The sequence below is a fragment of the Rhodoligotrophos sp. CJ14 genome, assembly GCF_038811545.1.
Taxonomy (GTDB): domain Bacteria; phylum Pseudomonadota; class Alphaproteobacteria; order Rhizobiales; family Im1; genus Rhodoligotrophos; species Rhodoligotrophos ferricapiens.
Genome location: NZ_CP133319.1, coordinates 3,600,109 through 3,624,731 on the forward strand (window position 1 = coordinate 3,600,109; position 24,623 = coordinate 3,624,731).

General features: G+C 58.3%; 25 protein-coding genes. 8 read left to right on the forward strand and 17 right to left on the reverse strand.

The window, feature by feature from the left end; all coding sequences use genetic code 11:
- Positions 1-11 precede the first annotated feature (11 nt).
- The 3 genes from RCF49_RS16870 to RCF49_RS16880 are packed head-to-tail and all read left to right on the forward strand — an operon-like array spanning position 12 to position 1,410.
- Positions 12-197: a hypothetical protein gene (locus RCF49_RS16870; RefSeq protein WP_342640955.1), complete on the forward strand. Its 186-nt coding sequence runs from the start codon at positions 12-14 to the stop codon at positions 195-197.
- Between the two features lie 7 nt (positions 198-204).
- Positions 205-1,023 carry a glycoside hydrolase family 19 protein gene (locus tag RCF49_RS16875; protein ID WP_342640956.1) on the forward strand — a complete coding sequence of 273 codons (819 nt, stop codon included), beginning with the start codon at positions 205-207 and terminating at the stop codon, positions 1,021-1,023.
- 3 nt (positions 1,024-1,026) lie between these two features.
- Positions 1,027-1,410, forward strand: coding sequence for a hypothetical protein (locus RCF49_RS16880; RefSeq protein WP_342640957.1), 384 nt, complete (start codon positions 1,027-1,029; stop codon positions 1,408-1,410).
- Positions 1,411-1,439: 29 nt separating this feature from the next.
- Here the strand turns inward: RCF49_RS16880 and RCF49_RS16885 are convergent, their stop codons facing one another.
- The 8 genes from RCF49_RS16885 to RCF49_RS16920 form a co-directional block, all read right to left on the reverse strand.
- A complete protein-coding gene (locus tag RCF49_RS16885; RefSeq protein WP_342640958.1) occupies positions 1,440-1,739 on the reverse strand; it encodes a DUF411 domain-containing protein in 300 nt (99 codons plus the stop codon).
- A gap of 257 nt (positions 1,740-1,996) precedes the next feature.
- Positions 1,997-2,524 carry a DUF305 domain-containing protein gene (locus RCF49_RS16890; RefSeq protein WP_342640959.1) on the reverse strand — a complete coding sequence of 176 codons (528 nt, stop codon included), beginning with the start codon at positions 2,522-2,524 and terminating at the stop codon, positions 1,997-1,999.
- Between the two features lie 133 nt (positions 2,525-2,657).
- Entirely contained in the window at positions 2,658-2,942 is a 285-nt protein-coding gene (locus RCF49_RS16895; protein WP_342640960.1) for a copper-binding protein, read from the reverse strand.
- A 21-nt stretch (positions 2,943-2,963) separates the two neighbouring features.
- A complete protein-coding gene (locus tag RCF49_RS16900) occupies positions 2,964-3,440 on the reverse strand; it encodes a cupredoxin domain-containing protein (protein WP_432807313.1) in 477 nt (158 codons plus the stop codon).
- Positions 3,441-3,455: 15 nt separating this feature from the next.
- Complete coding sequence (locus RCF49_RS16905) at positions 3,456-4,847, reverse strand: multicopper oxidase family protein (RefSeq protein WP_342640961.1); 1,392 nt, start codon at positions 4,845-4,847, stop codon at positions 3,456-3,458.
- A gap of 14 nt (positions 4,848-4,861) precedes the next feature.
- Entirely contained in the window at positions 4,862-6,316 is a 1,455-nt protein-coding gene (locus tag RCF49_RS16910; RefSeq protein ID WP_342640962.1) for a TolC family protein, read from the reverse strand.
- Between the two features lie 890 nt (positions 6,317-7,206).
- Complete coding sequence (locus RCF49_RS16915; protein ID WP_342640963.1) at positions 7,207-7,692, reverse strand: DUF305 domain-containing protein; 486 nt, start codon at positions 7,690-7,692, stop codon at positions 7,207-7,209.
- Between the two features lie 554 nt (positions 7,693-8,246).
- A complete protein-coding gene (locus RCF49_RS16920; protein ID WP_342640964.1) occupies positions 8,247-9,041 on the reverse strand; it encodes a glutaredoxin in 795 nt (264 codons plus the stop codon).
- A gap of 57 nt (positions 9,042-9,098) precedes the next feature.
- Between RCF49_RS16920 and RCF49_RS16925 the strand changes: the two genes are divergently transcribed.
- From RCF49_RS16925 to RCF49_RS16945, 5 genes are all read left to right on the forward strand, one after another.
- The gene (locus RCF49_RS16925; protein ID WP_342640965.1) at positions 9,099-9,503 is read left to right on the forward strand and encodes a MerR family transcriptional regulator; all 405 of its coding nucleotides are present in this window, start codon (positions 9,099-9,101) and stop codon (positions 9,501-9,503) included.
- Positions 9,504-9,863: 360 nt separating this feature from the next.
- Positions 9,864-11,459, forward strand: coding sequence for an SIR2 family protein (locus RCF49_RS16930; protein WP_342640966.1), 1,596 nt, complete (start codon positions 9,864-9,866; stop codon positions 11,457-11,459).
- A 1,332-nt stretch (positions 11,460-12,791) separates the two neighbouring features.
- Positions 12,792-13,415 (forward strand): FMN-binding negative transcriptional regulator, encoded by a 624-nt coding sequence (locus RCF49_RS16935; protein ID WP_342640967.1) that lies wholly within the window; start codon positions 12,792-12,794, stop codon positions 13,413-13,415.
- A gap of 292 nt (positions 13,416-13,707) precedes the next feature.
- Complete coding sequence (locus RCF49_RS16940) at positions 13,708-14,424, forward strand: 4-carboxy-4-hydroxy-2-oxoadipate aldolase/oxaloacetate decarboxylase (RefSeq protein WP_342640968.1); 717 nt, start codon at positions 13,708-13,710, stop codon at positions 14,422-14,424.
- A 54-nt stretch (positions 14,425-14,478) separates the two neighbouring features.
- On the forward strand, positions 14,479-14,970 hold the full coding sequence (locus RCF49_RS16945; protein WP_342640969.1) for a flavin reductase family protein: 492 nt from the start codon (positions 14,479-14,481) through the stop codon (positions 14,968-14,970).
- Positions 14,971-14,993: 23 nt separating this feature from the next.
- Here RCF49_RS16945 and RCF49_RS16950 read toward each other — a convergent pair whose 3' ends face one another.
- From RCF49_RS16950 to RCF49_RS16990, 9 genes are all read right to left on the reverse strand, one after another.
- The gene (locus RCF49_RS16950; RefSeq protein WP_342640970.1) at positions 14,994-15,986 is read right to left on the reverse strand and encodes a flavin reductase; all 993 of its coding nucleotides are present in this window, start codon (positions 15,984-15,986) and stop codon (positions 14,994-14,996) included.
- Positions 15,987-16,077: 91 nt separating this feature from the next.
- Positions 16,078-17,031, reverse strand: coding sequence for a LysR family transcriptional regulator (locus RCF49_RS16955; RefSeq protein ID WP_342640971.1), 954 nt, complete (start codon positions 17,029-17,031; stop codon positions 16,078-16,080).
- Positions 17,032-17,148: 117 nt separating this feature from the next.
- The gene (locus RCF49_RS16960) at positions 17,149-17,991 is read right to left on the reverse strand and encodes an amidohydrolase family protein (RefSeq protein WP_342640972.1); all 843 of its coding nucleotides are present in this window, start codon (positions 17,989-17,991) and stop codon (positions 17,149-17,151) included.
- Positions 17,992-18,028: 37 nt separating this feature from the next.
- Entirely contained in the window at positions 18,029-19,336 is a 1,308-nt protein-coding gene (locus RCF49_RS16965) for an NtaA/DmoA family FMN-dependent monooxygenase (RefSeq protein WP_342640973.1), read from the reverse strand.
- A gap of 30 nt (positions 19,337-19,366) precedes the next feature.
- Positions 19,367-20,572 carry an alpha-hydroxy acid oxidase gene (locus tag RCF49_RS16970; protein WP_342640974.1) on the reverse strand — a complete coding sequence of 402 codons (1,206 nt, stop codon included), beginning with the start codon at positions 20,570-20,572 and terminating at the stop codon, positions 19,367-19,369.
- A gap of 288 nt (positions 20,573-20,860) precedes the next feature.
- Positions 20,861-21,877, reverse strand: coding sequence for a TRAP transporter substrate-binding protein (locus tag RCF49_RS16975; protein WP_342640975.1), 1,017 nt, complete (start codon positions 21,875-21,877; stop codon positions 20,861-20,863).
- Between the two features lie 34 nt (positions 21,878-21,911).
- Positions 21,912-23,219 carry a TRAP transporter large permease gene (locus tag RCF49_RS16980; RefSeq protein ID WP_342640976.1) on the reverse strand — a complete coding sequence of 436 codons (1,308 nt, stop codon included), beginning with the start codon at positions 23,217-23,219 and terminating at the stop codon, positions 21,912-21,914.
- The gene (locus tag RCF49_RS16985) at positions 23,216-23,830 is read right to left on the reverse strand and encodes a TRAP transporter small permease subunit (RefSeq protein ID WP_342640977.1); all 615 of its coding nucleotides are present in this window, start codon (positions 23,828-23,830) and stop codon (positions 23,216-23,218) included. Before RCF49_RS16985 ends, RCF49_RS16980 begins: the two co-directional genes overlap by 4 nt.
- 268 nt (positions 23,831-24,098) lie before the next feature.
- The gene (locus tag RCF49_RS16990; protein WP_342640978.1) at positions 24,099-24,563 is read right to left on the reverse strand and encodes an Lrp/AsnC family transcriptional regulator; all 465 of its coding nucleotides are present in this window, start codon (positions 24,561-24,563) and stop codon (positions 24,099-24,101) included.
- Positions 24,564-24,623: the final 60 nt, after the last annotated feature.

The window sequence follows — 24,623 nt, forward strand, 5'->3', positions numbered from 1 at the left end:
GAGCAACCCACATGAACATGCGCATCTGCGCTGCCGTGGCACTCGCGGCGGCGATCGCCCTTCTTTGCCTGCCTCTGCTGGTGGCCACAGCACCGGCTGCTCAGACCGGGCCTTTTGCAAGCCCGCCTTATCCACTTCCGCCGGAGTGGATTCAGCCGCGCCCTGTGATGGTGTTCGCGGCCTGCACCAATGCATGAGGGGTCAATGATGATCAATCGCGAAACCTTCTTCACCTATGTGCGCCGAGCGCCATTCGGCGGCAGGCTGACACAGCAGCAGGTCGATGGCCTCAATGCCATGCTGGCGTTCTGGGAAGCCTGGCCCAAGGCTGTCGATCGCCGGCACCTCGCCTATATCCTTGCAACCGTGCATCACGAGACCGGCGGCCGATTTGCGCCCGTGCGCGAGGGCTTTGCCACGACCGATGCGGGAGCCCGCAAGGTGGTTGCCAAACGGGCCTATGGCAAGCCGCAGGCCAATGGCCATGTCTATTACGGCCGCGGCTTCGTGCAGCTCACCTGGTTCCAAAACTACAAGAAGATGGGCGATCTGCTCGGGCTCGACCTTGCCGACAATCCAGACCTTGCCCTGGATCTGCATGTCTCAACCGAGATCCTGTTCGAGGGCATGGCGCAGGGCCTGTTCACTGGCAAGAAGCTGTCGGACTATTTTAATGAGACTGCCGATGATCCGGTGAATGCCCGCCGGATTGTGAACGGCACCGATAAAGCCAGGCTGATCGCCGGCTATCACAGGAACTTCCTTGATGCGATCAAGGCGGCAGAGGCCATCGTGGCACCGCCCGATGTGAGCCCGCAAGCTGCTAAAGCTGATGGTCCGCCACTGGCGAAGGATAAGACCGTGTGGAGCGTGATCGGTGGTGCGGCGGCCTCGTTCTGCGCCGGCATCTTCGGGGCGATCAACAATCCCTATGCCTTTGGCGCCTTCGCGGTCGGCGCGGTCATGGCCGTTGGCCTCGCCATCTACTTCCGCAAGGAAATTCGTGAGCAGTTCGGAGGGTGATCCATGTTCGCGATTGTCACCTGGCTCTTTGGCTGGCTGGCCAGTGGGCCGCTCGACCGCATTCTCAGCTCGATTGACCACAAGGTCGACAATGAAACCGAGCGCGAGAGGATAAAGACGGAGGTCGTCGCGGAATATCTGAAGGCTCAGGCTGCCATCAGTACCGGCCGAGGCTGGTGGTTTCCTCTGCTGTTCCTGGTGCCGGCAGGCCTGTGGTTTGCCTCGGTGTGCGTCTATTCGATCCTTTGGTGTCGAGGATGCATATATCCGCAGAGCTGGTCTATCGCCGCGCTTCCGCCGCCCCTGGATGAATGGATGGGAGCGATAGTGGCCTCGCTGTTCATTGGGAAGATTGGGGGTGAGCTCGTTGCTAGGCTGAAGCGATGAGAGGGGACGCCTCTGTCCGCCATTTACATTCATGGATAGCTTTCAAATACCTCCGTAGAGCCATCCTTCCGCAGAAGTAGAACGTCATAGGCCTCGGCACCCTCGGCAGCACTCATTCCGGGTGAACCAAAAGGCATATCAGGAACCACAAGACCGATCGCATCTGGGCGCTCGGCGAGCAAACGCGATACCTCGCGTGCCGGGACATGACCTTCGATCACATAACCCTCTACTAATCCGGTATGGCAGGAAGTTAAGCCGGTTCGCAGTCCGAGCCGCATCTTTCGCTCCCAGAGATCGCCGAATGCCAAATTCTTCACATCGGTCACATACTGGTTCTCCTCGAGATGATGCGCCCAACCAAGGCAGCACCCACATCCGGAGGTCGATAGGATCTCCACCCTTGGCCCCCCGAGGGCAATTCCTGAAGACATAAGCAGGGCAGCTCCCGCTATCGCGCTTCTGCCAGTTGGTCTCATCCGCTTCCCTTTGAGTGTGCTCCGCAGCCCAGACACGGCATAGCTCTAGCTCGCCCGCAGCTCGTGGATCGCCTTCCTGCGGCGTCTGCTTCTTTTTGGTTCCTCAGTCACTGCGGCGTTTTGTTGGGTTTCTCATTTTGAATTTCGCGATCGCCGTGCTGTTCCACCCAGGCAACGAGCTTGGCGATTTCGCGCTCTTGAGTGGCTATTGTTTCTTCCGCCATCCTTCGGGATTCTTCGTTATCGGCTCCGAGCAAGCCGGCGCGTGCCATATCGATAGCCCCTTGGTGGTGAGGGATCATTGCGCAAATCCATGCCACGTCCGCATCTTTGGCCATCATGCCCGACATCATCGGCTTGTTCATTCGCATCATAGCTTCGTGAAGACCTTTCTGAGTGTCGTTCAATTGGCTCATCATGTCTTGGTGCATATCGCTTTCCATTATTTGGGACATGCGGGTATGCATATCTTGCATCTTCTGCATCATGTCAGGTTGATTGCTCGCCCGACTAGCGGACTTGCAGGCCGCCGGAAGCTCCACGGCGGTTGCCTTGGCGGTATCATTCTCCTGCGCCCCTGCCGGAGCTGAGGAAAGTACCGCTGTCATCATCACGAGCGTTGCGACCATCTTCATGATTTGCCTCCCAATCGAGAGTGGATGCTCCGATCATTCAGCCTCAATGCGTCAAGGTCTGCTTTGGTGCTGATTGTGAGCCATCACGGATAGGAGATCAGGCGGCATTAGCCGCACTGATCTCACAGGTCTGCTATTTCGAACCCTGGATGGAAACGACTGTCAATGCGCCGTTCACGCGAGCTGCTTCAAACTTCACCTTCTGACCGACCTTCACCGATTTCAGCATTTGCGGGTCTTTGACCCGAAAAACCATTGTCATCGAGTCCATCTCAAGATTTGGGATGGGATCGTGCCGCAACGTAATTTTTCCAGCACTGGTGTCGATCTTCTTTACCTCGCCATTCACCTGAGCGCCCTGGGCAAGTGCGATCGAGGACATCAAGGTTAGCATGAGTGCGCTTAGGATTGTCTTCATCTGGATCTCCTATCGATGGGTCTATTTCACTACAATGGTCCCGTACATGCCGGACTCGCGGTGACCAGGAATCAGGCAGGAGAAGTCGAAGGTACCTGCCTGGGTGAACTTCCAAACGATCTCCCCGTTTTCCCCCGGCTTCAGCCGCTTTGCGTTTGGATCGTCATGTTCCATGTCCGGGTTCTTCTGCATTTCGATGGCGTGCTTGAGGTTGTCCTCGACGGTGGCGACCACAAATTCGTGCTCGAGCTCACCGATGTTTTTGAGAACAAACCTGACTTGCTCGCCTCGTTTGATCGAAATTTTGCTCGGCTCAAATGTCATCCGACCGTCGTCGGCCTCTTTCATCCGCACCGTTAGGGTCTTGGCGGGCTTGGACGGATCGCCGGGCTCACCGTAGACCCGCGCCTCCTCATGACTATGGCCGGCGTCCGCCAGTGCTGGTACGGCCAGTCCCGACATAAGCGCGCCGATGATGAATGCCGTGTTCGTTCTCATCTTGAGGCTCCCATCTTAATGGTTTGAATGATCGTTCTTAGGCTTGACGACCCTAAACTGCGCAGGCTGCTTACCCGCCTCATGCTGTTGCGGCGCCGACGCAGCCGTTTCCGGTTGGCCGGTCCATTCGAAAGCAACAGTTCCCTTCGGGTGTTCGTACCAGCCCGGATCCTTGTAGTCGTTTGACGCCAATCCCTTTCGCACCTTCACGACAGAAAACATACCGCCCATTTCGATGGCGCCGAACTGGCCAAAGCCAGTCATCATGGGCAGCGTGTTATCCGGAAGCGGCATCTCCATTTCACCCATATCGGCCATGCCCGCAGTGCCCATAGGCATGTACTCCGGCGTTATGCTCTTGATTTTTTTTGCAACCGACTTCTTGTTCACGCCGATCCAGGTGTTCAGCTCATGGCCCATTGCGTTCATGGTGTGATGGGACTTATGGCAATGGATCGCCCAATCGCCAGGCTCACTTGCAACGAAGTCGAAGGCGCGCATCTGGCCAACCGCGCAGTCGATCGTCACCTCAGGCCAAGCCGCACCCTCAGGAACCCAGCCGCCGTCGGTGCACGATACCTTGAAGTCGTAGCCATGCATGTGAATGGGGTGGTTCGTCATCGTAAGATTGCCAAACCGGATTCTGACCTTGTCGCCTTGTGCACAGACCAGGTGATCGATCCCAGGAAACACTCGGCTGTTCCACGTCCAAAGATTGAAGTCGGTCATTTCGGCGACCCGCGGCACGTAAGAGCCTGGTTCAATATCGTAGGCGGCCATGAGAAACACGAAATCCCGGTCAACTCGCCTGAATGCCGGGTCACGTGGGTGGACTACAAAAAAGCCCATCATTCCCATTGCCATCTGCACCATTTCGTCAGCGTGAGGGTGGTACATAAACGTCCCACTCTTGCGGAGCACAAACTCATAGACGAAGGTTTGGCCTGGCTTGATATGTGGTTGCGTCAGACCTCCCACGCCGTCCATCCCGCTTGGCAGTAGCTGGCCATGCCAGTGAATCGTAGTGTGTTCAGGGAGCTTGTTAGTGACGAAGATGCGTACCTTATCTCCTTCGACCGCTTCGATGGTCGGGCCGGGAGATTGGCCGTTGTAGCCCCACAAATGTGCCACCATGCCCGGCGCGAGCTCGCGGACGACTGGCTCTGCAACCAGGTGAAACTCCTTCCAATCCCCGTTCATACGCCAGGGCAGCGTCCAGCCGTTGAGGGTGACCACCGGCTGGTAGTCCGGGCCGGTCTTTGGATGAAGAGGTGGCTGCATAACGGACTCTCTCATGATCGGAGCCTCAGGTATGCTTGCCGCCTGAAGGCGAGTTGAGATAGCAGATGCGCCTATGAGGGTTGCTGCGCCCGAAGCGCTCAGAAAGTTTCGTCGTGAGAAGTTCATGGGGATATTCTTCCCTATTCGGAGCTTTCGGCCGAAACGGCGATCGTGGGAGCCTCCTCGGCGCCGCCGGACTCACTGCCGCCAATCAAGACGGCTTCGAATTGACTTTGCGCGACAAAGAAATCGCGCGCTGCTTCAACAGCAGCCACATTGCTTTCAATGCTTTCACGCAGCGTTGTTAGAAGTTCTATGACGTCTATCAACATGCCGTTGTATTCAAGGATAGATTGGTCATCTATTGTCTTTCGCAATGGAAGGATCTTATTGCGATACTGCCGGGCTATTTCGAAGCTGGCGCGGTAGGTGGCATAGGCGGAGCGGACCTCGGACCTGGCATTCACGGCCCTTTCCGCCAGTCTGTTTACGGCCTGCATGTAAGTCTCGGCCGCTCGCCGGGTCTTTGTTTCGCCGAGATCAAAGATTGGAATTTCCAGCGCCAGTTCGAAACCTTTAGGCGACGCCTTCTCCTTGTCGCCTTCTTCCGTTGTTTCGTGCTCGTGCGCAAAGATGCCCGCTAGTTCGGCCATCGATACGAACCGAGTTGCCTGGGTCAGCCCAAGAGACTTTGCGAGAGCGGCAAGCCTGATCCGCCCTTCTACAAGATCCACTCTGTTCCGTATGGCGTCGGCTTCGACTTGCAGTGGTGTGCGCAGCCGAGCTGGGAGCTTCGGCAAACTGGATGGCAGCTTAAAATTCGAATCGCCGCCCCACAGACCCAGAAGCCGGATGAGCTCTTCACGCTTGACAGTGGCTTGCAGGCGGGCTTGGGCAAGTTGGGTCGAGAGCTCGGCGTAAAACGCGCTGGCCCGGGCCTGGGCAAGGGTCGTCGCCGCACCCGTTTCACCCAGCTTGATGGTGAGCTCGGCGGCCGCGTCGGCCGACGTTCTCGCCCGTTCTAAAAGGCTTACGAGCTGGCGAGCCGCTACAGCTTCATAGAATGCCTTACGGGTTTCGGTTGCCAGCCGGAAGGTCGCTCCGATCGCGCGATACTTAGCCGCCTCGAACTCCCTGCGCGCAATCTCCTTACGGCTTGGCAAAGTGAGTAGCGCCAACAGGTTTCCGATGATCCGTCGCTCTATATCGAGCGCGTTGGCGGAAGCAATACGTTCTAAGGAGAACACAGGATTAGGAGGCAAGCTGGCTTCTACATAGGCAACTTCCGATAGGCCGAGCTCATTGTATTCAGCCTGAAGACCACGGTTGTTCAGAAGCGCGATTTGCACTGCGGAACTTGCTGAAAGAGGTCTCGTGAGAAGCTGGTCCACGCGCGCCTGAGCGGATCGAGCTGTCTGTTCCGAGCTGATCTTTCTGGCCTCACCACCGATCGTTGCGGAAATACGAGTGGCCACCGGCCCCATGCCGGCATCCGGCGAAAAGCTAGCACAACCCGTCAACATAAGGGCGATGCCCGGGCCGACGAAAGTTGCGAATGTATAGTGGCGATATCTGCCTGAGCCGGGGAGGTTCATTGGCTCGCTCCCGATCTCGGAGCCACTTGTTCATTCTGTTCTTGCCACGGCCGAGGCGTGACGGGCTTGTAGTCCTCTGTCCCCGCAAACACTGCTGGCGCGGTTACTGGAGGGACCGGTACGGCTGGATCGCTAGGGTCTGCTCCCGGAATTATCCTTGGGGGTTCGGCACATGCGGATAGTAAAGCGGCAATAACCGCCAGAATCGACACTCTCATCGGTCAAGCTCGATCGCCTTCGAGAAGCCTTCCGGCTCTCGTTATGGGAAAGGGTGGACAGCAACGATCACCCGCGCAAATTCTGGGCGACAATGCGAATCTTACGGGCTGACCGAGTGTGCGAAACGCTTACACTCGTCGGGAATCAGCCCGATTAACCCTGCCGCTTTCAGGCGGTCTCTCAACGCGATTTCCAAACTGGGTGGGAAGAAAGTTGCTGGTATCGAGAATGTGGCGCTGGATACTCACCATGCCCAGCTGCAATTCCGCAGGCGCGCCCGCGACCAGCGTCATTTGACATGTAAATGAGCAGCAGGAGCTGTCTTGCGTCAAATGATTGTCGTGATGAGTTTCATCACATGAGGCAGGATCCATGAAAAATTCAGCCTCAGACCACGCATGGCCAGCCCTTGCCACCTGGCCGCAACTTTCACGGTTGTGACTGACGATATGACCGGCGCCGTGATGACTTGCACCATTGACGGGCGCGTGCGCGGACGCCGGCAGTGCCACGCTCGAAAGCATGCACAGCATAGTCAGCATCGTGAGTAACGCGCGCCGCAGGTTACAAATCATGAATCTGAGGATACACAAACTTATTTGGTAAGCCAATCACTTCGACGAAATGAGCAGAGATCCGAGGGCCGCGCTCTACGGCCCATGCCTCGGGATTCAGTCGAGCCGAGCCCGGATCGCCTCCATTTTATCAATCTCCCCTCGTTGGCCATGTGAAATATCTCGGCAGAGGTCGATGAGCTCCCGATCTGTGAGAGTGGCTTCCCGACACATCAGAATTGCGCCGGAGTGGTGCGGAATCATGGACTCGATGAAGCGTCGATCGTTGATTAGTGCCTGCGTACGGGTTCCAGCAAAAGCCGCAATGAAGAGCACCGCGAGCCCTAGGCAAAGAGCTAGATTTAGGCCCTTGTTCTTGTACATCCCGCTCATAGTCGCGAGCATGATGATCCCCATGGGGGCCACCATGGTGAGGGCCATATAGAACATGTTCAGGTTGTTCCGAAAGTCGACCCAGCTATCGATCATTGAGAACATGACAAAATACATGACTACGAGGCTGAGCAACATGTTGAGGAAGAACATCCAATAGTGATGACCAAGTGCATTCCTGTGCATGATGGAATCTTCATGATCTTTCATAAACCATATCCCTTTGATGACCCGTCCTGCAGCCGGCGCCAGAGCTTGTTAAACTCTAGACAGTGCTTTCTTGTTGCTGAACAGCTGATTGTCGAGCGCCAGAGCGTTTCGCGGGGCCCGGTCGGATCTCCATTCAAGCAGGGGTGGCGCCCGAGAGGCGGTTTTCGAGGTCGTGTTAGCCGCTATCTGGCCATGGAGCCCCGGTTGTCTCGTGCTTCACGATGTCACCCTCTCCGATCTCAAAGAGGAGGGCCGTCCTTAAGTCAAATCACGAGCTCGGTCATCAGCAGTTCGCCGATGCAGCCGCCGAACAGCAGCAGTCCACCAAGGCGACAATGTAGACGTTGGCGATCCGGTCGCTGCGGAGGCTGTGTTCTACCGCTGGATGACCGGGTGAGCAATGGTTGCGATCGCGTCGTCCGGGATGAACCTCAACTGCCCCGCTGCGACGACGAGCACGGAAAGGGCCAGGCCACGGTCGGCCGGGGATGTCCCCGGCCGACCCATCGCTGCTGGTGAGCAATTGGGCATGTGAACTCCGTGGAATGTGCGGCCTACATCGGGTGAGCCGCGCTGGGTGCAAGGCCGAAAGCCGCGAGCGCCATCCAGGCCGCCATGGCTATCATCATCAGGTTCTCGGTTAGGGAGACGAAGCCGAGCGGCACGTTGCTCGATCCGCCGACGCAGGCGCACTTGAGTTCGCGCTTGTCGATGTAGACGGCCTTGAAGACCGACACGGCACCCACCGTGCCGATAAACAGCGCTACGGGGACTGACAGCCATGTCAGCACACCGGCCACCATCAGCACGCCCGCGAAGCCCTCTGCAAAGGGGTAGACGTAGCTGTAAGGCACCCACCGTTTCGCCAGCAGGTCGTAGTTCAGGAACATTGTCGCGAAGCTCTCGACGTTCTGGAGCTTCAACAGCGCCAGTACGACCATCGAAAAGCCGATGAACCACTCCGCCGCGCGAATTGTGAACACGCTACCGGTGACGGAGTAACTCGCCGCCAGAGCCATCAGCGCGGTCATCGCAAACAGCACGGCTACCGGACGATAGCTGGTCGCCTTCGGGTCCACGACGGGCTTGCCCAGGAACCTGCGAAGGTCGTCGTAGCCGCCAACGCGCTCGCCGCCGATGAAGGTTTGGGGCGTGGTCGCAACGCCGTGCTGCGCCTTGAAGGCGTCCGTCTCCTCGCGGGTGGTGAGGTGGTGGTCCTCGACCTCATAGCCGGACCGCCGCAAGAGGTCCTTGGCCTTAAGGCCGTATGGGCAGGTGTGATCGGGCATCACCATCCGGTGGAGGACCGCCTTCCTGTCGTCTGATTTGTGACTCGCCGTAACCGACATTATCACGTCTCCATCTTGTCGTTGTGATCTCGTCGGCAGTGATATAGGGTCTGTACCATGGTACAGAGTCAAGAGGTTGAATCGCTCACGATCGGCGGGCTTGCTGCTGCCGGAGGCGTAGGCGTCGAAACGATCCGGTTCTACCAGCGCAATGGCCTGATTCAGACACCAACGCGCGAAAAGGGTGTCCGTCGCTACGGCCGGGAGGACGTGCGCCGGCTCCGGTTCATCAGGCAAGCACAAACAGCAGGTTTCACGCTAGCGGAGATCAGAGAGCTTCTGGCGCTGGATGCGAGCGAAGACCGCAGCCGCGCAAGGGAACTTGCCAAGGGGCGCATCGAAGCTCTGGATGCCAAGATCCTTGAGCTCCAGCGCGCCCGCGACTCGTTGAGGCGGCTGGCGGATGAGTGTGCGGAAGGAAGCACCGGGCGATGCCCAATCCTGACTTCTTTTGATTTATGATCCATCGTATCCCGTTTGGCGACATGAAGCCGGGCCGGCTCCGATGAGGGTGTGTAAGCAAATTAGGTGTCGTGAACGAACCTGGAACATATTTCGGGACTTATTGCGCGGAAATCCCCGAAGTCGCCGCGAGTTTACCGGTTTGTTCCGATAGGCTGACCCGACAGCCCTGGGCGATTGGCTGGAGAAGGCTTGGTTTTCTGGCGATTTTTTGGAGCGGGCGATCGGGATAGAACCGACGACATTCAGCTTGGGAAGCTGACGTTCTATCGAGCCGCGAGGCGTCGAGCGCGCGGCGCTGCGATTGACTTGCTATGGTGTCGACCGTAGTCCTTTGGATCCTTAGAGAGGGAGCGCGTGATGAGCGACGTCACCAATGAGTTATCAAGAATTTTGCAGTCCAACGGCGGCGCTCCCTTTTTATTCGTGGGCTCGGGATTCTCGAGAAGATATCTTGGGTCAGATGATTGGAAGGGTCTGCTTCGTCGGTTCTGCGCAGAAATTCGCGAGTTTGATTACTACTTTGCATCGACCGATGGCGATCTGCCAATGACAGCATCATTAATTGCCAGGGACTTTCATGACCTTTGGTGGAACTCAGCTAAATACGAAGAATCCAGAGAGAAATTCAGAGAAACGTCGACGAGCGTCCAGTCTGCGCTAAAGAATGAGATCGCTCAGTTTTTATCTCAACTTCCCTTAGAGGGTTTGCCCGATGAGCAAATTCAAAGAGAGATATCTGCATTAAAGAATTTGAACGTGGACGGAATAATAACGACCAATTGGGATCTGCTTCTCGAAGAATTATTTCCAGGTTACCGAGTTTTCATAGGGCAGGAAGAGTTATTATTTTCAAACCCGCAAGCGATAGCAGAAATCTATAAAATCCATGGTTGCGCAAGCAGGCCGAAATCTTTGATTTTAACCAGTGAAGATTACCATGACTTCCATGAGAAAAACCCATATTTAGCAGCAAAGCTAATAACGTTATTTATTGAACATCCAATTATTTTTATAGGATACGCTGTGCAGGATCCGCATATTCAGAGGATAATATTTTCAATTGCCTCGTGTTTGGCTAACGATAAGTTGGAAAAATTTTGCGAGAACCTGGTGTTCGTTAGGAGGTCGCACGGGCGATCAAGTTCGATTCAGAAGATTACCTTTAGCCACGCCGGACGAAGCGTGACTGCTACCGTGCTGGAAGTGGACGATTTCTGTGAGGTGTATGCGGCAATTGACGCTGGCAAGCGGAAAATACCGGCGCGAATCCTGAGATACTGTAAGGAACAGATGTATGAACTAGTTAAATCCGCTGAGCCAGAGAAAAAGATCGCCGTTGTAGATATCGACGAGTTGGATGCAAGCGAGCAGGTCGAATTTGTTGTGGGAATTGGGCTGGCGAAAAATCATCGCCAGCAACAGAGTGAGATCGCGTCAGAAGGTCAAAGCAACTTGGCTCGAAGCGGTTACAGAGGGGTTTCAATTGCCGATTTGTTTGATGATTTGCCCCGGGAAAGATCCACGTTTGACGCTGACGAGTTGCTAAGGGTTGCGTTCCCCTCATTTGCCCGTTCGAATGCCACATACATCCCAGTGTTCAGATATCTTCGTGCAGCCGGAGTCGATGATAGCGAGAAGCTGGTCTGCTCTGAGTATAAGGATGCAGCCAGGGTCATAGAAAAGATCAAGAAGAGGGGATATCGCGTAAGAGGCTACAGATCGCAATATAACTCAAATTGGAGCGATAAAACCACCACGGATATCCTGTCAGGGCTTGATCCAGAAAGGGTAACGCTCATTCTACCTTTCCAGTCACCTATGAAAGTAGAGAGAGAGCCTCTCAGAAAATTTTTGTTGGAAAATTCTGGGTCATCATTTCGAGATCCGTATAGATCCTATTATAAAAAGCTAGCGTGCTATTATGATTATTTAGCGTTTGGCTTTGAATTATGATCCTCGAGCCTAGGGGGCGTCTGTCCAAGTGGTACCCAGCATATTCTGTGTCGTGCCCGCTCGAGTAACTCACGCTACCAGGTGCAAGAAAAAGGCCGGTTCCACTTGCGGGGAGGATGTACGAAACGCTCCTCCGCTACCACCTGCCTCCCCGCAAGTATATCTTGCCTGCGGGAACATTTGTGAACCCGTGAGGCGCGCAAGCTGGCCGTCGACTTCCACGAATCAATAACAATTGCTCAGCCTGCCACTCTGCCGGCATGTTGCTCAAGCAGCCGCGGTTGTCGAAAAATGCTTGGCAGGTCGTAGTCCACAAGATGATCGATGCTTGCAAAGCGCCGGTTGCCAATCAAGATATTGGCCCTGTCGTTGATTACCTGAGCAGTCTCCAACCCGCGAAATAGTCTAGTCTTCGAGCATATTGAGTCAGATTGGACCTTTGTAATCATTCCGGCCATCCTCGAGCCAAGCTCGGACCCGCGAGTCCGGAATGTCGCGATCCGCAAGTAATCAGGAATGGCGCTCGTACAGTCGTGCGTCGCGCGAGCAAACTCTATATCGAGCTTATAATACTCGGTGTTTATTTTTACCAAATCTGATTATTTACTGTGGATTAAGGGTTTATATGGGATGGTTGTCTTCTATGCAGCTGTCCTATTTTATGGATATGTATTATGAGTTGGCTTCCTCCTAAACTTGACGGGTTAGGGGCACATGGGCCGGAACTCTTATCCAACTCACCCGGTAGCCTTTTTGATAACCTCCACGCTGTCCCTATCCCTGACGTTATACACGTGGCGCCAGAAGGCCTTTCCGAGCTGATAAACGCGTTCAAGTTAGCCTCCCCTGGCGATGAGACTATCCACCCGGGGCCAGAACACAATCCCCCACAGCTAGACCATCCTTCGGATTGGGCACATTGAGGCGGCGATGAAGCGCCTTCGGGCATCGTATCGCGTTTGCCCGAGCAGATAGACCGCACGGGTCAGGGTTGAGTGCTCTAGAAGGGCAGCCATTAAGGTCGTGACCCCTCCCGCCAAGCCGTGAGGGGTATTTTTGCGAGAGTGACGTGCCAGCTTCGCTACCGCGGGGCCGGGCCTATCCGAGCGCATCTCGCAGGACCTGCGACTGCGCCTCGACAAGATGGCTGTGGGTCACGGGAGACGAGGAGCAGGGCTGAGCGCATCCAGAAGTTCCCGATATAGCCGTCGGGCCGCGGTAGCCGATGTCACGCCGTGCTTCCCCAATTGGGCTCTCGCAATTGTTCTGAATTGGCTGTTTTCCACAAGCTAGATCGCCGATATCTCTCCTTGGGACGCAAGGAGATCCAGCATGTACATACCGCCCGCCTTTCGCGACGATGACAAGGAGAGCTTGCACGCCACAATCCGTGCGGCGCGGTTGGCGAATTTCGTCACTGCCACGGCAGACGGGCCGTTTGCTACGCCGCTGCCTCTCTATCTCGACGACAGTGAAGGCACGCACGGCGTGATCTATGGCCACCTCGCCAAGGCCAATCCTCAGTGGCGTCTTCCGATCCTGGGTCATGGGTTGGCGATCTTCATGGGGCCGGATGCCTATGTCACGCCGGCGTGGTATCCGACTAAGCGGGAGACCGGGAAGGTAGTGCCGACCTGGAACTACATGGCGGTTCACGCCTATGGTCCGGTTGAGTTCTTCGAGGATCCGGACAGGCTGCTGGACGTTGTGCGTCGTCTCACCGATCTCCATGAGGGCGGCCGCGCCTCGCCCTGGTCGGTTTCGGATGCACCGCCGGAGTTCATTCAAGCGCAACTCCGCGGCATCGTCGGCCTGCGCATGCCGATCGCCAGGTTCGAGGGCAAACGCAAGATGAGCCAGAATCGGAACGCGGCCGACCGCGCCGGCGTGGTGGCGGGGCTCGCATCGAGCGAGCGGGAATCCGATCACGCGGTTGCCGGCCTCATCCCCTTGTAGAGGGGGGCTTCCTGCTCCGGCACCGGACAGGGCGGCCCGCCCTGTGCCCGGCGAGTCTATCCGACGACCATCGTCGGCGCTGTTAGTCCGCGCCGTATAGACTCATCACTGGCTTTCATCACATCCGAAGATACGAGCGATCAGAAATTCCTCTATTCAGTTGAGGCTATCCTTATGGCAGCCTTCCAACATCTGTGGCGTGCACATCGCGGCCCGCGATTGCCTGCGATCAGCCCGGTCCGGCGGGATCGCCTCGCTGCAGTTTACATTCTGGGATGCTGGGGAAACGCTCGTGAAATCAGTAATCTACACGCGCATCGAACGCTGCCCGCAGTCGCTGCTCGACGCAATCGCCGCCTATTCGGTGGCCGATCTTCATGAAGCGCTTGGTGCAATCGAGGGAAGGCTCCGCCTCATGAGCCCGCGCATGCGCCCTATCGCGCCGGGGCAACGTGCCGTGGGTCAGGCGATCACGTCCTATAACTATCCCGGCGACAATTTGATGATCCATGCCGCTCTGAACATCGCTCAGCGCGGGGACATCCTCGTTCTCGTCAATGGCGGGGTCCCGCAAGGCGCCCTTTGGGGGGATGTTGCCGGCACATTCGCCGCCGAGAAAGGCATTGCCGGCATCGTGGCCGATGGCCCGACGCGCGACACGGGAGCCCTTCGCGACATGGGCTGTAAAGTATGGTCAACCATCGTCTCCCCCGCCCATCCGGAAAAGCGCGGCCCGGGCGCGGTCAATATCCCAATCGTCTGCGACGGCGTGAGGGTTGAGCCCGGTGATATCATCGTGGCCGATGATGACGGCGTGCTTGCGATTCCAGTCCGCCTCGCGGCTGAGACGGTCGAGACTGCACGCAAGCGCGCCGAAAGCGAAGTGGGAATCCGCAAGCAACTCAAGTCGGGCGCATCTCTCTTCGAGATCCTGCAGATGCAGAAGAACCTGGACGCAGCCGGCGTCGAGGTCATAGATGCGACCTGGCAAGAGAAGGCAGGGGCCTGATCGTAATGCATCTCGCCGTATTGCGCCTGCCAGCAGAGTAAAGGAGCATCCGAAATGGAATGGACTGGCGAGCAGATCACGTCGGGGCGCTTTTGGCAGGCCGTGGGCGCTCGCCCGGTGGGTGCCACGATTGTCACGACGCAAGCGGCTGACGGTCCCGCCGGTTTTCTCGGCCTATCCTTTGCGCATGTTTCGGCGGAACCGCCCACGGTTCTGGTCTCGGCCGGACACCGGACGGGCGCGCTGCCGGCCATCCTGACGAGCAAGGCATTCGCGATAAGCCTGTTGCCACCCGACATGGAGGAGCTTGCCCGCGCCTTCGGCGGCAGCGTTGGCGGCGAGAACAGGTTCGGCGGCCAGTCTTGGGATCACTTGGTCACCGGCGCGCCGGTCCTATCATCCGCTGCGGCGGCCTTCGATTGCCGGCTGCAGGCCACCCTGGAAGATGAAGGCGCCGTCGTCATTTTGGGGAGAGTGGTCGGCCTGCGTGTCCCGGATGCTGCCGGTGTTACGATCGCCTATCGCGGCGGCTATCGCAATCTCTGACCGCGCATCCAGGAACCGGCCGATCATTGGCCGGTATCGCTTTTGCGCACATGAGTGCGATGATCGCGACGCGCGACGATACGGCTGAGTACGGAGGTGACGGTTGCCAGCTCCTCCTCGGTGATGCCCTCGAGCAGCATTGCCTCATTCGCCCGCGCATGATGCACGATTCTCTGGACGCACGTTTCCCCTGCCGCCGTGAGGCTGACCCTCTTCTCATCGTCCACCGTAATCAGCCCAAGCGCCACCAGGGAGCCCAGGACGTTGGCACTGGCATTGAAGTCGAGGAAGAGCTCCGGCAGGAGCGCTTCGAGCGTGCTGTCGCGACTGGTGGAGACCGCGCGCAAGAGACGGGCCTGCATCAAGCTCAACCCAAGTCCGGATTCCATCCGTCGTTTCTCCAGCTCTGCCGCGATCTCGCTATAGGCACGGATCAGGAGGTTCGACAGGACCTCACCTTCGGCATTCACGCGGCGCGACACGCCGCCCGTGGCCAGGGCCGTAATCTCCGGATGCTCGGCCGTAACCGCATACCGGCCCTTGGCGAAAATCAGCGGCGGACGTTCATAGCGGCGGAAGGTCTCGACCTCACCAAGCAATATGAGATGGTCTCCACCCTCATAGGTCTGCACCCGTCTGCATTCGAACGAGGCCACCACATCATTCAGCAAGGGGGCGCCGCCCGCACCCGCCGAAACGGCCAGATCCGCGAATTTGTCCGGCCCTGACCGGGCGAAATGTTGCGAAACCGCGATCTGGTCATGTGCCAAAACATTTACAGCGAAGTGGCTGCACGATTCGAAGGCGGCAAAGCTCTGGCTTTCGCGCCTGATCGACCAGAGAACGAGCGGCGGATTGAGAGAGACCGAAGCGAACGAATTCGATGTCAGACCGTAGGAAACACCATCGACGGTCGTTGTGATGACCGTGACGCCCGTGGCGAATTCTCCCAAGCTGCGACGGAACCCTGCACCCTCATCGCGGGGATTGCCGCATTCGACCGGAGCTTTCGTCATAGTGCGTCTCCAAAACAAGCGACCCCAGCGAACCCCTCATGAGTTGAGGCTAGGAAAGGCCGCTCCTGTTCAAACTGGCCGTGACATCGCTTCAATGGCTCGCGGGTGCATTCTTGGTGACCCTGATCTGGATCGACGGAGCATGGCTGCGCGGATCGGTACCAAGCCACTTGGTGAAGCGCTCCTGGAGGTCCTGGAGGAGCCATCGCGCCGCCAGTCCAGGAGGTTGATCCACCTTATAGGCTGCATAGAGCGGGAACATCAGCGGCCGGCCTTGATGAATCGCGAGCCGCAGCTCCGCGACCCTGCCCGCCTCGATATGCGGCCAGGCAAGATGAGTGGGCATGGTGCACCAGCCGAACCCCCGGAGCACGAAATCGAGCCGGTTGATCTGGTCAACGAAGCTCCAGGTGCGCGACCCCATGACAACGCCCCGGTAACGCTTCGTCCGATCCGTCAAGGTCAGCTGGACATGTTCGTCCAGATCGGCCTGGCTGATAAACCCCTGGATGCGCGCCAACGGATGGTCCACTGATGCAACGGCCGAGATCGGAACATCGCCCATGAATTGCATCTGGATGCCTGGCATGCCGTCGAGCGCGGGCGAATAGATGGCAAGCCGCGCATTGCCATCGAGCAGCGACTGCTCGGGCGCGCCCAAACCTTCCGCAAAGAGAGTGACCGAGACGAGCGGATAGCGGATGCGAAACTCGTTGAGGGATTCGATCAGCACCTCATTCGGAAAGACCTGTTCGATCGCCAGACTGATCTCCGGTTCCGCGACGGTGGCAATGCTGGTCGCCCGCGCACGCAAGGCATCAGCACTGCTGATGATGCGCTTGGCGTCAGCCAGGATGGCACGCCCCGCATCGGTCAGCTGTGGCAGTTTGTGCGAGCGGTCGAACAGCTGCAGCTGGAGTGCGTCCTCCAGCGACTGGATGGACTGGCTCACTGCAGATTGCACCCGGTTGAGCTTGCGTGCCGCCGCCGAGAAGCTGCCGAGCTCGGCCACGACAAGCAGGATTTGGAGCTGGTCGAGTGTCATGCGATTGAGCATCCTGGGCCTCCGTGAACACCGGTCAGCCCTGTGATACGGTCATATGGGAAAAAATCCAGTAGGAAGCTCGGCCCTTCCATCAGTTTGCGTGATGCCTTGCTCGGCTCAGAACCCGTAAAGCCGCGCGGGATTGTCCACGAGAATGGCTGTCCTCGCGGCCTCGTCCGGCACCCAGGCGAGAAGCAGGTCGAGAAGATCGGCATCATCCGGCATGGTTTCTGCGGTCTCGGTGGGGTGTGGCCAATCCGAGGCCCAGAGAAGCCGGTCATGTCCGACCTCGAGCAGCGCTTTGCCCAAGGGCGCGACGTCTCGATAATCAGGGCCGCCGGCTTTGGAGATGTGATAGACGCCGGAGATTTTGACGTAGACATTCTCCTGCCGGGCCAAGCGCAGCAGTGACTGAAACGCCTCATGCTCGGGCGGGATCACTCGTGAATAGCGCCCCATATGGTCAAGGACCACGGTGATCGGGAGCTGCGCTATCAGCGCCTCATATCGCGGGAGCTCAAGACCATCGAGCTGAACCTGGACATGCCATCCCGTATCCTTCAGCCGTTCCGCCATAACCGGCAGCTCCGACCACTCCATCATTCCGCCGCGCATCTGGTGGAAACGGAGCCCCCTGGCGCCGCGGTGCCAGAGGTCTTCGAGCTCTTTGTCGGAGATCGAAACCGGCACCGTGACGACTGCCCTTGCGTCATCGCCGATCTGTTCGACAGCATCGAGGATACAGCTGTTATCGAAGCCATAGGTGACGGGCTGCACCACCACCATGCGCTGCAGGCCCAGACGCTGTTGAACCTTCCGATAATCCTCAATCGTGAAGTTCGGCGGAAACAACCAGGCCTTCGGCGACGGTGGATAGGCATCATTATAGAAATGCATATGCGTGTCGCAGGCACCCGGCGGGGCCTCGAGAACTGGCGTTCGGAACGTGCGTTCGGGCATTGCGGCAAATCCTTGATTGACTGCGATTGGCGTCTGCTCAGTCAGCCAGGTGATCTCTGAGCGTCTTTCCCTCGTATTCGCGGCGGTAGATGCCTTTCGCCTGCAGCCGCGGAACCACCTGATCGACGAAATCCTCGACGCTTCTGAGGCTCGTCGTGGGAGTGACGTTGAACCCATGGCAGCCGCTTTCCCGCCACAGGGTCTCGAGCTGGTCGGCGACCTGTTCCGGTGTGCCCACGAGCTGCAGCATTCCCGTCGAGGCGCCAAACACACGAGCCACATCGCGCGCGGTCGCGTTTCCGTCACCGGTGAGATTGGCGAGCGCCTGGAGCATGCCGCGCGATGCCTGCGTATCATTTGCGGCGAGAGGCCGGTCGAGATCGAGCTTGCTGAAATCAATCCCGAGCGTCCCCGACATCCGGCTCAGCGCCGCATCCAGCGGGATGCGCTCGCTCATGTCGGCCTGCTTGCGTTTCGCTTCTTCTTCCGTTCCGCCGAGCACACACTGAATCCCGAACACCACCTTCGGCGCATCCGCAAGCCCCGCGCCTTGTGCAGCCTCGTTCAAATTCTTCACGAAGCGCGCCATCTCGCTCCCCCGAGGCTGGATGGCGAAGATGACATCGGCATGCTTCAGGGCGAATTGCTGGCCCCGTCCGGACGAGCCTGCTTGGAACAGGACCGGTCGGCCCTGGGCCGAAGGAAGCACCGGTGGCACCGCCCTGCAGGAATAATAGGTGCCCTTGAAATCGATGACATCGACGCGTTCGGGATTGGCATAGATGCCCCGGTCCCGGTCAGCCCGGATGGCGTCTGGCTTGATGCCGTTCCAGAGCGCATAACAGATTTCCATGAACTCGTCGGCCTGATCATAGCGCTGATCATGCTCCATCTGCGCAAGGCCCAGCGCCCGATGCTCGCCGCGAAGATGGCCCGATACAATGTTCCAGCCGACCCGGCCGCCACTCAGATAATCGAGTGTCGAGAGCCGTCGCACCGCGGTATAGGGGTGGCTTCCCGAGGTCGAGAGCGTGACGGCAAACCCCAGATGTTCGGTTTCCGCCAGCATCACCCCGGCCAATGCCATCGGGTCGTGACAGGGCCAGCAGACGCCATACCGCACATAATCATCGAAGCTTTCCTTGTAGCGGTCGAACCCGCCCGGGGTGTCAGCAAGGAATGCCGCATCGAAGCATCCGCGCTCCAGGGTGCGCGCAAGCCGCTTCCAATGCTCGAATGACCCGAGGCCTTCCAGTCGATCATCCTCGGGATCAGCCCAGCTCAGCACGCTGTGGTTGATCGGGCTGTGCATGTAGAAGCCAATCAGATGCATGCGGTTGGTCATGGGAACTCCGCTCGTCAATTCGAAGCGCGATCAGGCGGACGCGCGATTTTGGCTGGCCGGTCTCGTGGTGACTGGCGGCAGATTGGCGAGATCCACGATAGAGTCCGGTCCCGCGCAGTTGAGGTCGGTCCAGCCCATCTGACCCATCACGAGGCTGATCTCCTGGCGGATGATCTCGAGCATCTTGCAGGCCCCAGCCTCTCCGGCTGCAGCGACGCTGAACATCGCCGGGCGGCCGAAAAGGGCGGCCTTCGCACCGAGGCAAAGGGCTTTCGCCACGTCGGCGCCGCGCCGGAATCCACCGTCGATGAGCAGTTCCATCCGGTGTCCGACCGCATCCGCTATGATCGGCAGCATGTCCATCGATGTGGGAGCGCTGTCGAGTTGACGCCCGCCGTGATTGGAAACCACCAGGCCGTCGGCACCGATATCCATGCACATCCGGGCATCATCCGGGTGCAGCACGCCCTTCACCGCCAGCGGTCCCGGCCAGGCCTTGCGCACGAGCCTGAGGACGTCCCAGGTCTGTGCGGGCGCAGGTGTCTCCGTGCCATAGAGATCCGCAACGTCATTGGCGCTCGCCCCCTCTGCAGCATAGGGCCGCCAATTCTCCATCATCGGGATTCCGCCCTTCATCAGATAGCGCAAGGTCCAGGCGGGGCGGCTTAATCCTTGCAAGATGACCGACGGCGTCATTTTCATAGGGCGGCGAAAGCCGTTGCGCATGTTGCGTTCGCGCTTGGCCATGACCGGCGTATCGATGGTGAGCAGCAGCACCCGGACCTTCAGCGCTTTGGCGCGCCGGATGAGATCCATCGTGATGCGTGGATCCCGTGTTCCATAGATCTGAAACCAGGTGGTTTCCGGCGCCTGCGCCATGGCCGCTTCGATCGAGTCGCAGCTCGCGCTCGACATCACATAGGGCACATTGAACTTGGCGGCCGCTCTGGCGAGCATCAGATCCGCCCCTGGCCGGAAGAAGCCGGCTATACCCATCGGGCAGATACCGAACGGACCCGCATAGTCGTGCCCGAAAAGCGTCGCCTTTTGGCTGCGCTTCTCGACATCGATCAAATAGCGCGGAAGCAGCTTGTAGCGGTCGAATGCCTGCCGGTTGCGTGCAAGCCCCACCTCTCCATCGACACCGCCATCGATGAAATCAAAGGCAATCCTCGGCAAATATCTCCTCGCCAAGACGGCCATGTCGTCGATATTGATTGCCTTATCTAGGTTCATGTCCGCGCCATGCCGCTATTGAAGATAAATCTCCGCTGCTCCGAGAGTCCGAATTGATCTGTTTTATAGTCATCGTCCCATCGCGCCTATCAGCAAAGTTCTGATGGTGTTCATCGGAAGAGGCGATGATCGCGGTGGAACTGCTTCGGTTGTCTTGGCAGTGGGTACGCGTTATCCACGCCGACTGCCAAGGGCTCGGCTGTGCCTTGGAGCATCGGAACCGCCGCCAGGGCGACGTTTCTTCATGAGTTCACAGGAACTTCCCCGCGAGCCGGAGGAAGAGCTGCACTATTTGCCCAGCACTTCGCGGACCTTCTTCAGAGCCTCTTCCGCGTCGGGGCCGGCGCCGCTCGCCCATTCGGTCCAGTAGCCGGCCCAATCGGATTCGTAGCGCTTTATGTCCTCTTCGCTCGCATCGGTGATCTTGAGCTTCTCGCGCAAGATCGCTTGCGATTCGTCATTCACCTTCTTGAGCGAGGCAGCCATCTTTGGGCGATGGTCCGCGACCGTCTCGTCGAGCACCTTACGAATTTCAGGAGGCAAACCTTCGTAGTCCTGCTGATTGATCAGCATGTACTCGATGCCGGTATGCGGATTGCAGAGATAGCCCCACTCGAGGAACTCGGTCCATTTCGAGCCCGTGATATTGGCCGCACCAGTGAACAGGGCGTCCACCAGGCCGCGTTCCATCGCCTCTGGCACTTCGGCGGTCGTCAGCGTGACGGGAGCGCCGCCATAGCGACGGATGATGTCAGCCTGTTCGGGAGTGGATCCGCGCGCGTTCCGGCCGCTCAGCTGGTCCAGCCGATCAATGGGTTTGCCCCGCCCATAGAGGTTCTGCGGCCAATGCTGGCCGTTCCACATCAGGATGGATGCCCCGTAAGCCTGAACGGCCTTCTCCACGAAGGGCAGGAGCACCTCCATTGACTTGTCCGCTTCCTCGGCATTGCGGATGAGGAAGGGCAATCCCGGCAGCGCGGCAATCTTCGTCGTTCCGGCGATGAAGCCCATATAGCCGAGCGACATCTGCACCTGTCCCTGTCCCACGACGGTCAGGGCTTCCGTGCCCCCGAAAGGGAGCTCGCCAGGTGTGCGCACGGTGATGTCGAGCTCGCCATTGGTACGCTTGCGCACATCATCCGCGAAGGCCTTGTAGTTGATGGTCGAGGGATGACCGGGCCCGTAAATGATAATGAAATCCCACTTCAGCGGGCTGGCGAAGCTTGGGCGTGCACCTGCCGCGAGCAGCGCAATCGCACCCAGCCCTTTCAGCGCCGATCTTCTGTTGAAATAGAGATCGTTCATCAACTCATCCTCCCTTGAGTGAACGTGAAGAGCATCAGGCGTTCGCGGCCATCTGCGTGGGGAGCCACAAGACGATCTCTGGCACGAACCAAAGCAGCAGCAGGAACAGCAGCATGATGACGACGTAAGGCAGTGATCCCCGGGCGACCTCCGCAAAGGGCCTGCCATTGCTCAAGCCGTGCAGAACGAACAGGTTGAGCCCGATCGGCGGTGTGATCATCCCGATTTCGATCAGCACAACCACGGCGACGCCGAACCAGACGAGATCAAAGCCGGCTGCAGTGATGATCGGATAAAGGACGGGAAGCGTCAGGAGCATCATGGACGACCCGTCGATCAGGCAGCCAAGCACGAGGTAAAGAAGGGTGATGGCCAGGAAGAGCACGAAGCTGGAGAGCTCGAGCGAGAGCACGTATTCCGTTAAAGCCCGGCTCACTCCCGAATAGGCCAGCCCGTAGGAGAAGACCTGCGCGCCGATGACGATGAAGAGCACCATGCACGTGGTGCGGACCGCTTCGATATGGGCCAGCTTGATGTTGGGCCAAGTGAGGCCGCGATACATCGCTGCGATCACGAAGCTGACGAACACGCCGATTGCCGCCGCTTCTGTCGCGGTCGCCCAGCCGGCATAGATCGAACCCATCACGAAGCTGATCAGGCAGAATAGCGGCAGGATGTCGAAGAGTGACCGGAGTGTGCGTTTGCCCTGATCCTCCGCATTGGCCGGCGCCAAGCTGGGGTTCAGAATGCAGCGTACCCCGATATAGACCATGAACAGGAATGCGAGCAGTAGGCCGGGAACCACGCCAGCGATGAAGAGCTTGGCCACCGACTCATCCACGATCGAGCAGTAGATGATCATCACGATGCTCGGCGGGATGAGGATGCCGAGCGTTCCGCCGGCCGCCAGCGATCCAAAGACCATCGGATTATCGTAACCGCGCCGCTGCAGTTGCGGGATCGTCACCGTACCGATCGTCCCGGCGGTCGCGACGCTAGAGCCGCAGGCAGCCGCGAAGACGCTGCAGGCAATGATATTGGATTGCAGAAGCCCGCCCGGCAGGGCACGCAGCCATATGGCAAGGCCCTGATAGAACCGCTCGGCGATGCCGCATCGCAGGATGATTGCCCCCATCACGATGAAGAGGGGGACAGGGCTGAGGGTAAAGCTGTTGATGGAGTTCCAGCTGATACTGCCAAGCGCCATGAGCGGGCGCAGGCCGCCGGCGAGATAGAGCCCTGACATGCCGGTGGTGATCAGGGCAATCGCGATCCAGGTGCCTGCCGCAAGCAGCACAACGAGAGTCGTGATGCTAAAGATGGAGAACGCGACCCAAGTCATAGCCAGCTATCAACCTCCGGCATCGAATTCTTCTGCTGGTCCTCCCTGCGGGCATCGGCAGAGACGAGCCGCACCGCCGCACGCAACATGGTCATCAGCACCGCTATCGTGAGAAGGGCAGAGCCCACCGGCATCACCAATTGCGGGATCCATAAGGGCGTCCGGGTCACGTAGATCGACGTCACGTGGGTCGCGTGGCTTTGAAGCACGAACCAGTAGAGATAGTAGGTGTAGATGATCAGGACGGCGGTACCGACGGCGGACATCACGAAGTCTGCGAAGGCAGTAAGCCGCGGTCCGAAGTTGAGGTAAAGCAGATCTACCCTGATGAAGCCGCCATTGCGGAAAGTCCAGGCCAGCCCCAGAAAGACATTTGCAACCAGCAGATAGCCGGGAAATTCTGTTGCAATCAGCGTTGAGACGCCGAACAGCGACCGAAGCAGGACTTCCGCGCAGACGATAATGGTGATCACGGCGATTGAGAGGGCCGAGAGCACCATCGCGGCGTCCTCGACCTTGCCGATCAGCCGGTCAACTCTTTCGAGGCTCTGAACCAGCTTCGATCTGCGCTGCTCCTCGCGCACACATTGATGTTCAATTGCGTTTTCCACCCCGTCCCCTCGCTTCTGTATGCCCTGGCCGCAAATTCTGAACGAGCGGCATTATGAGCCGATGCCACGGCGACATCGGGATCAGCAGCCGGAATTCACGACCCGGTGAGCGATTATCGTGGCCTTTGCTAGGCTCCTCCCACAAGGGTGCAATCTGATACCATGGTCGTTCCGCATGCCGAATGCGGTTTCTTCTGATGACTTGTATTCTGATTTCTGATGGATCAACCCCCGGCATTTGCCGATAATCTGATGGCAGGTGCCATACTCAGGTCAGTGGCAGCACCTCGGACCTTTTGATCTGGCTCAGCGCGAAGCTGGTCTCGATCGATGCCACGCCCTCGAGCCGTGTCAGCTTGGATTTGAGGAACTCCTCATAGGCATGCAGATCTCGCACGACGATGCGTAGGAGATAATCCCGTTGGCCGGTCATGAGGTAACAGTCGACCACCTCTGGCCAGCGCGCCACCGCTTTGGAGAAGCGATCGAGATCCTCCTCACGCTGTCGTTCAAGCTTGATCGAGGCGAAGGCGCTCACCGGCAGCCCGACTTTTGCTTGATCGATGGTGGCGGTATAGCCCTTTATGACACCGCTTTCCTCGAGAATATGGAGACGCCGCGCACAGGGCGAGGGTGAAAGACCCACCCGCTCGGCGAGCTCGTTGATGGTGATCCGCCCGTTATCCTGGACTCCGGCGATGATCCGGAGGTCTATGGCATCCAATATTTTCATTGGCTGATTCTTTACGCAAAATTGTTCTGATTAGCGGTTATCGCCAACTTCGCCATCCGG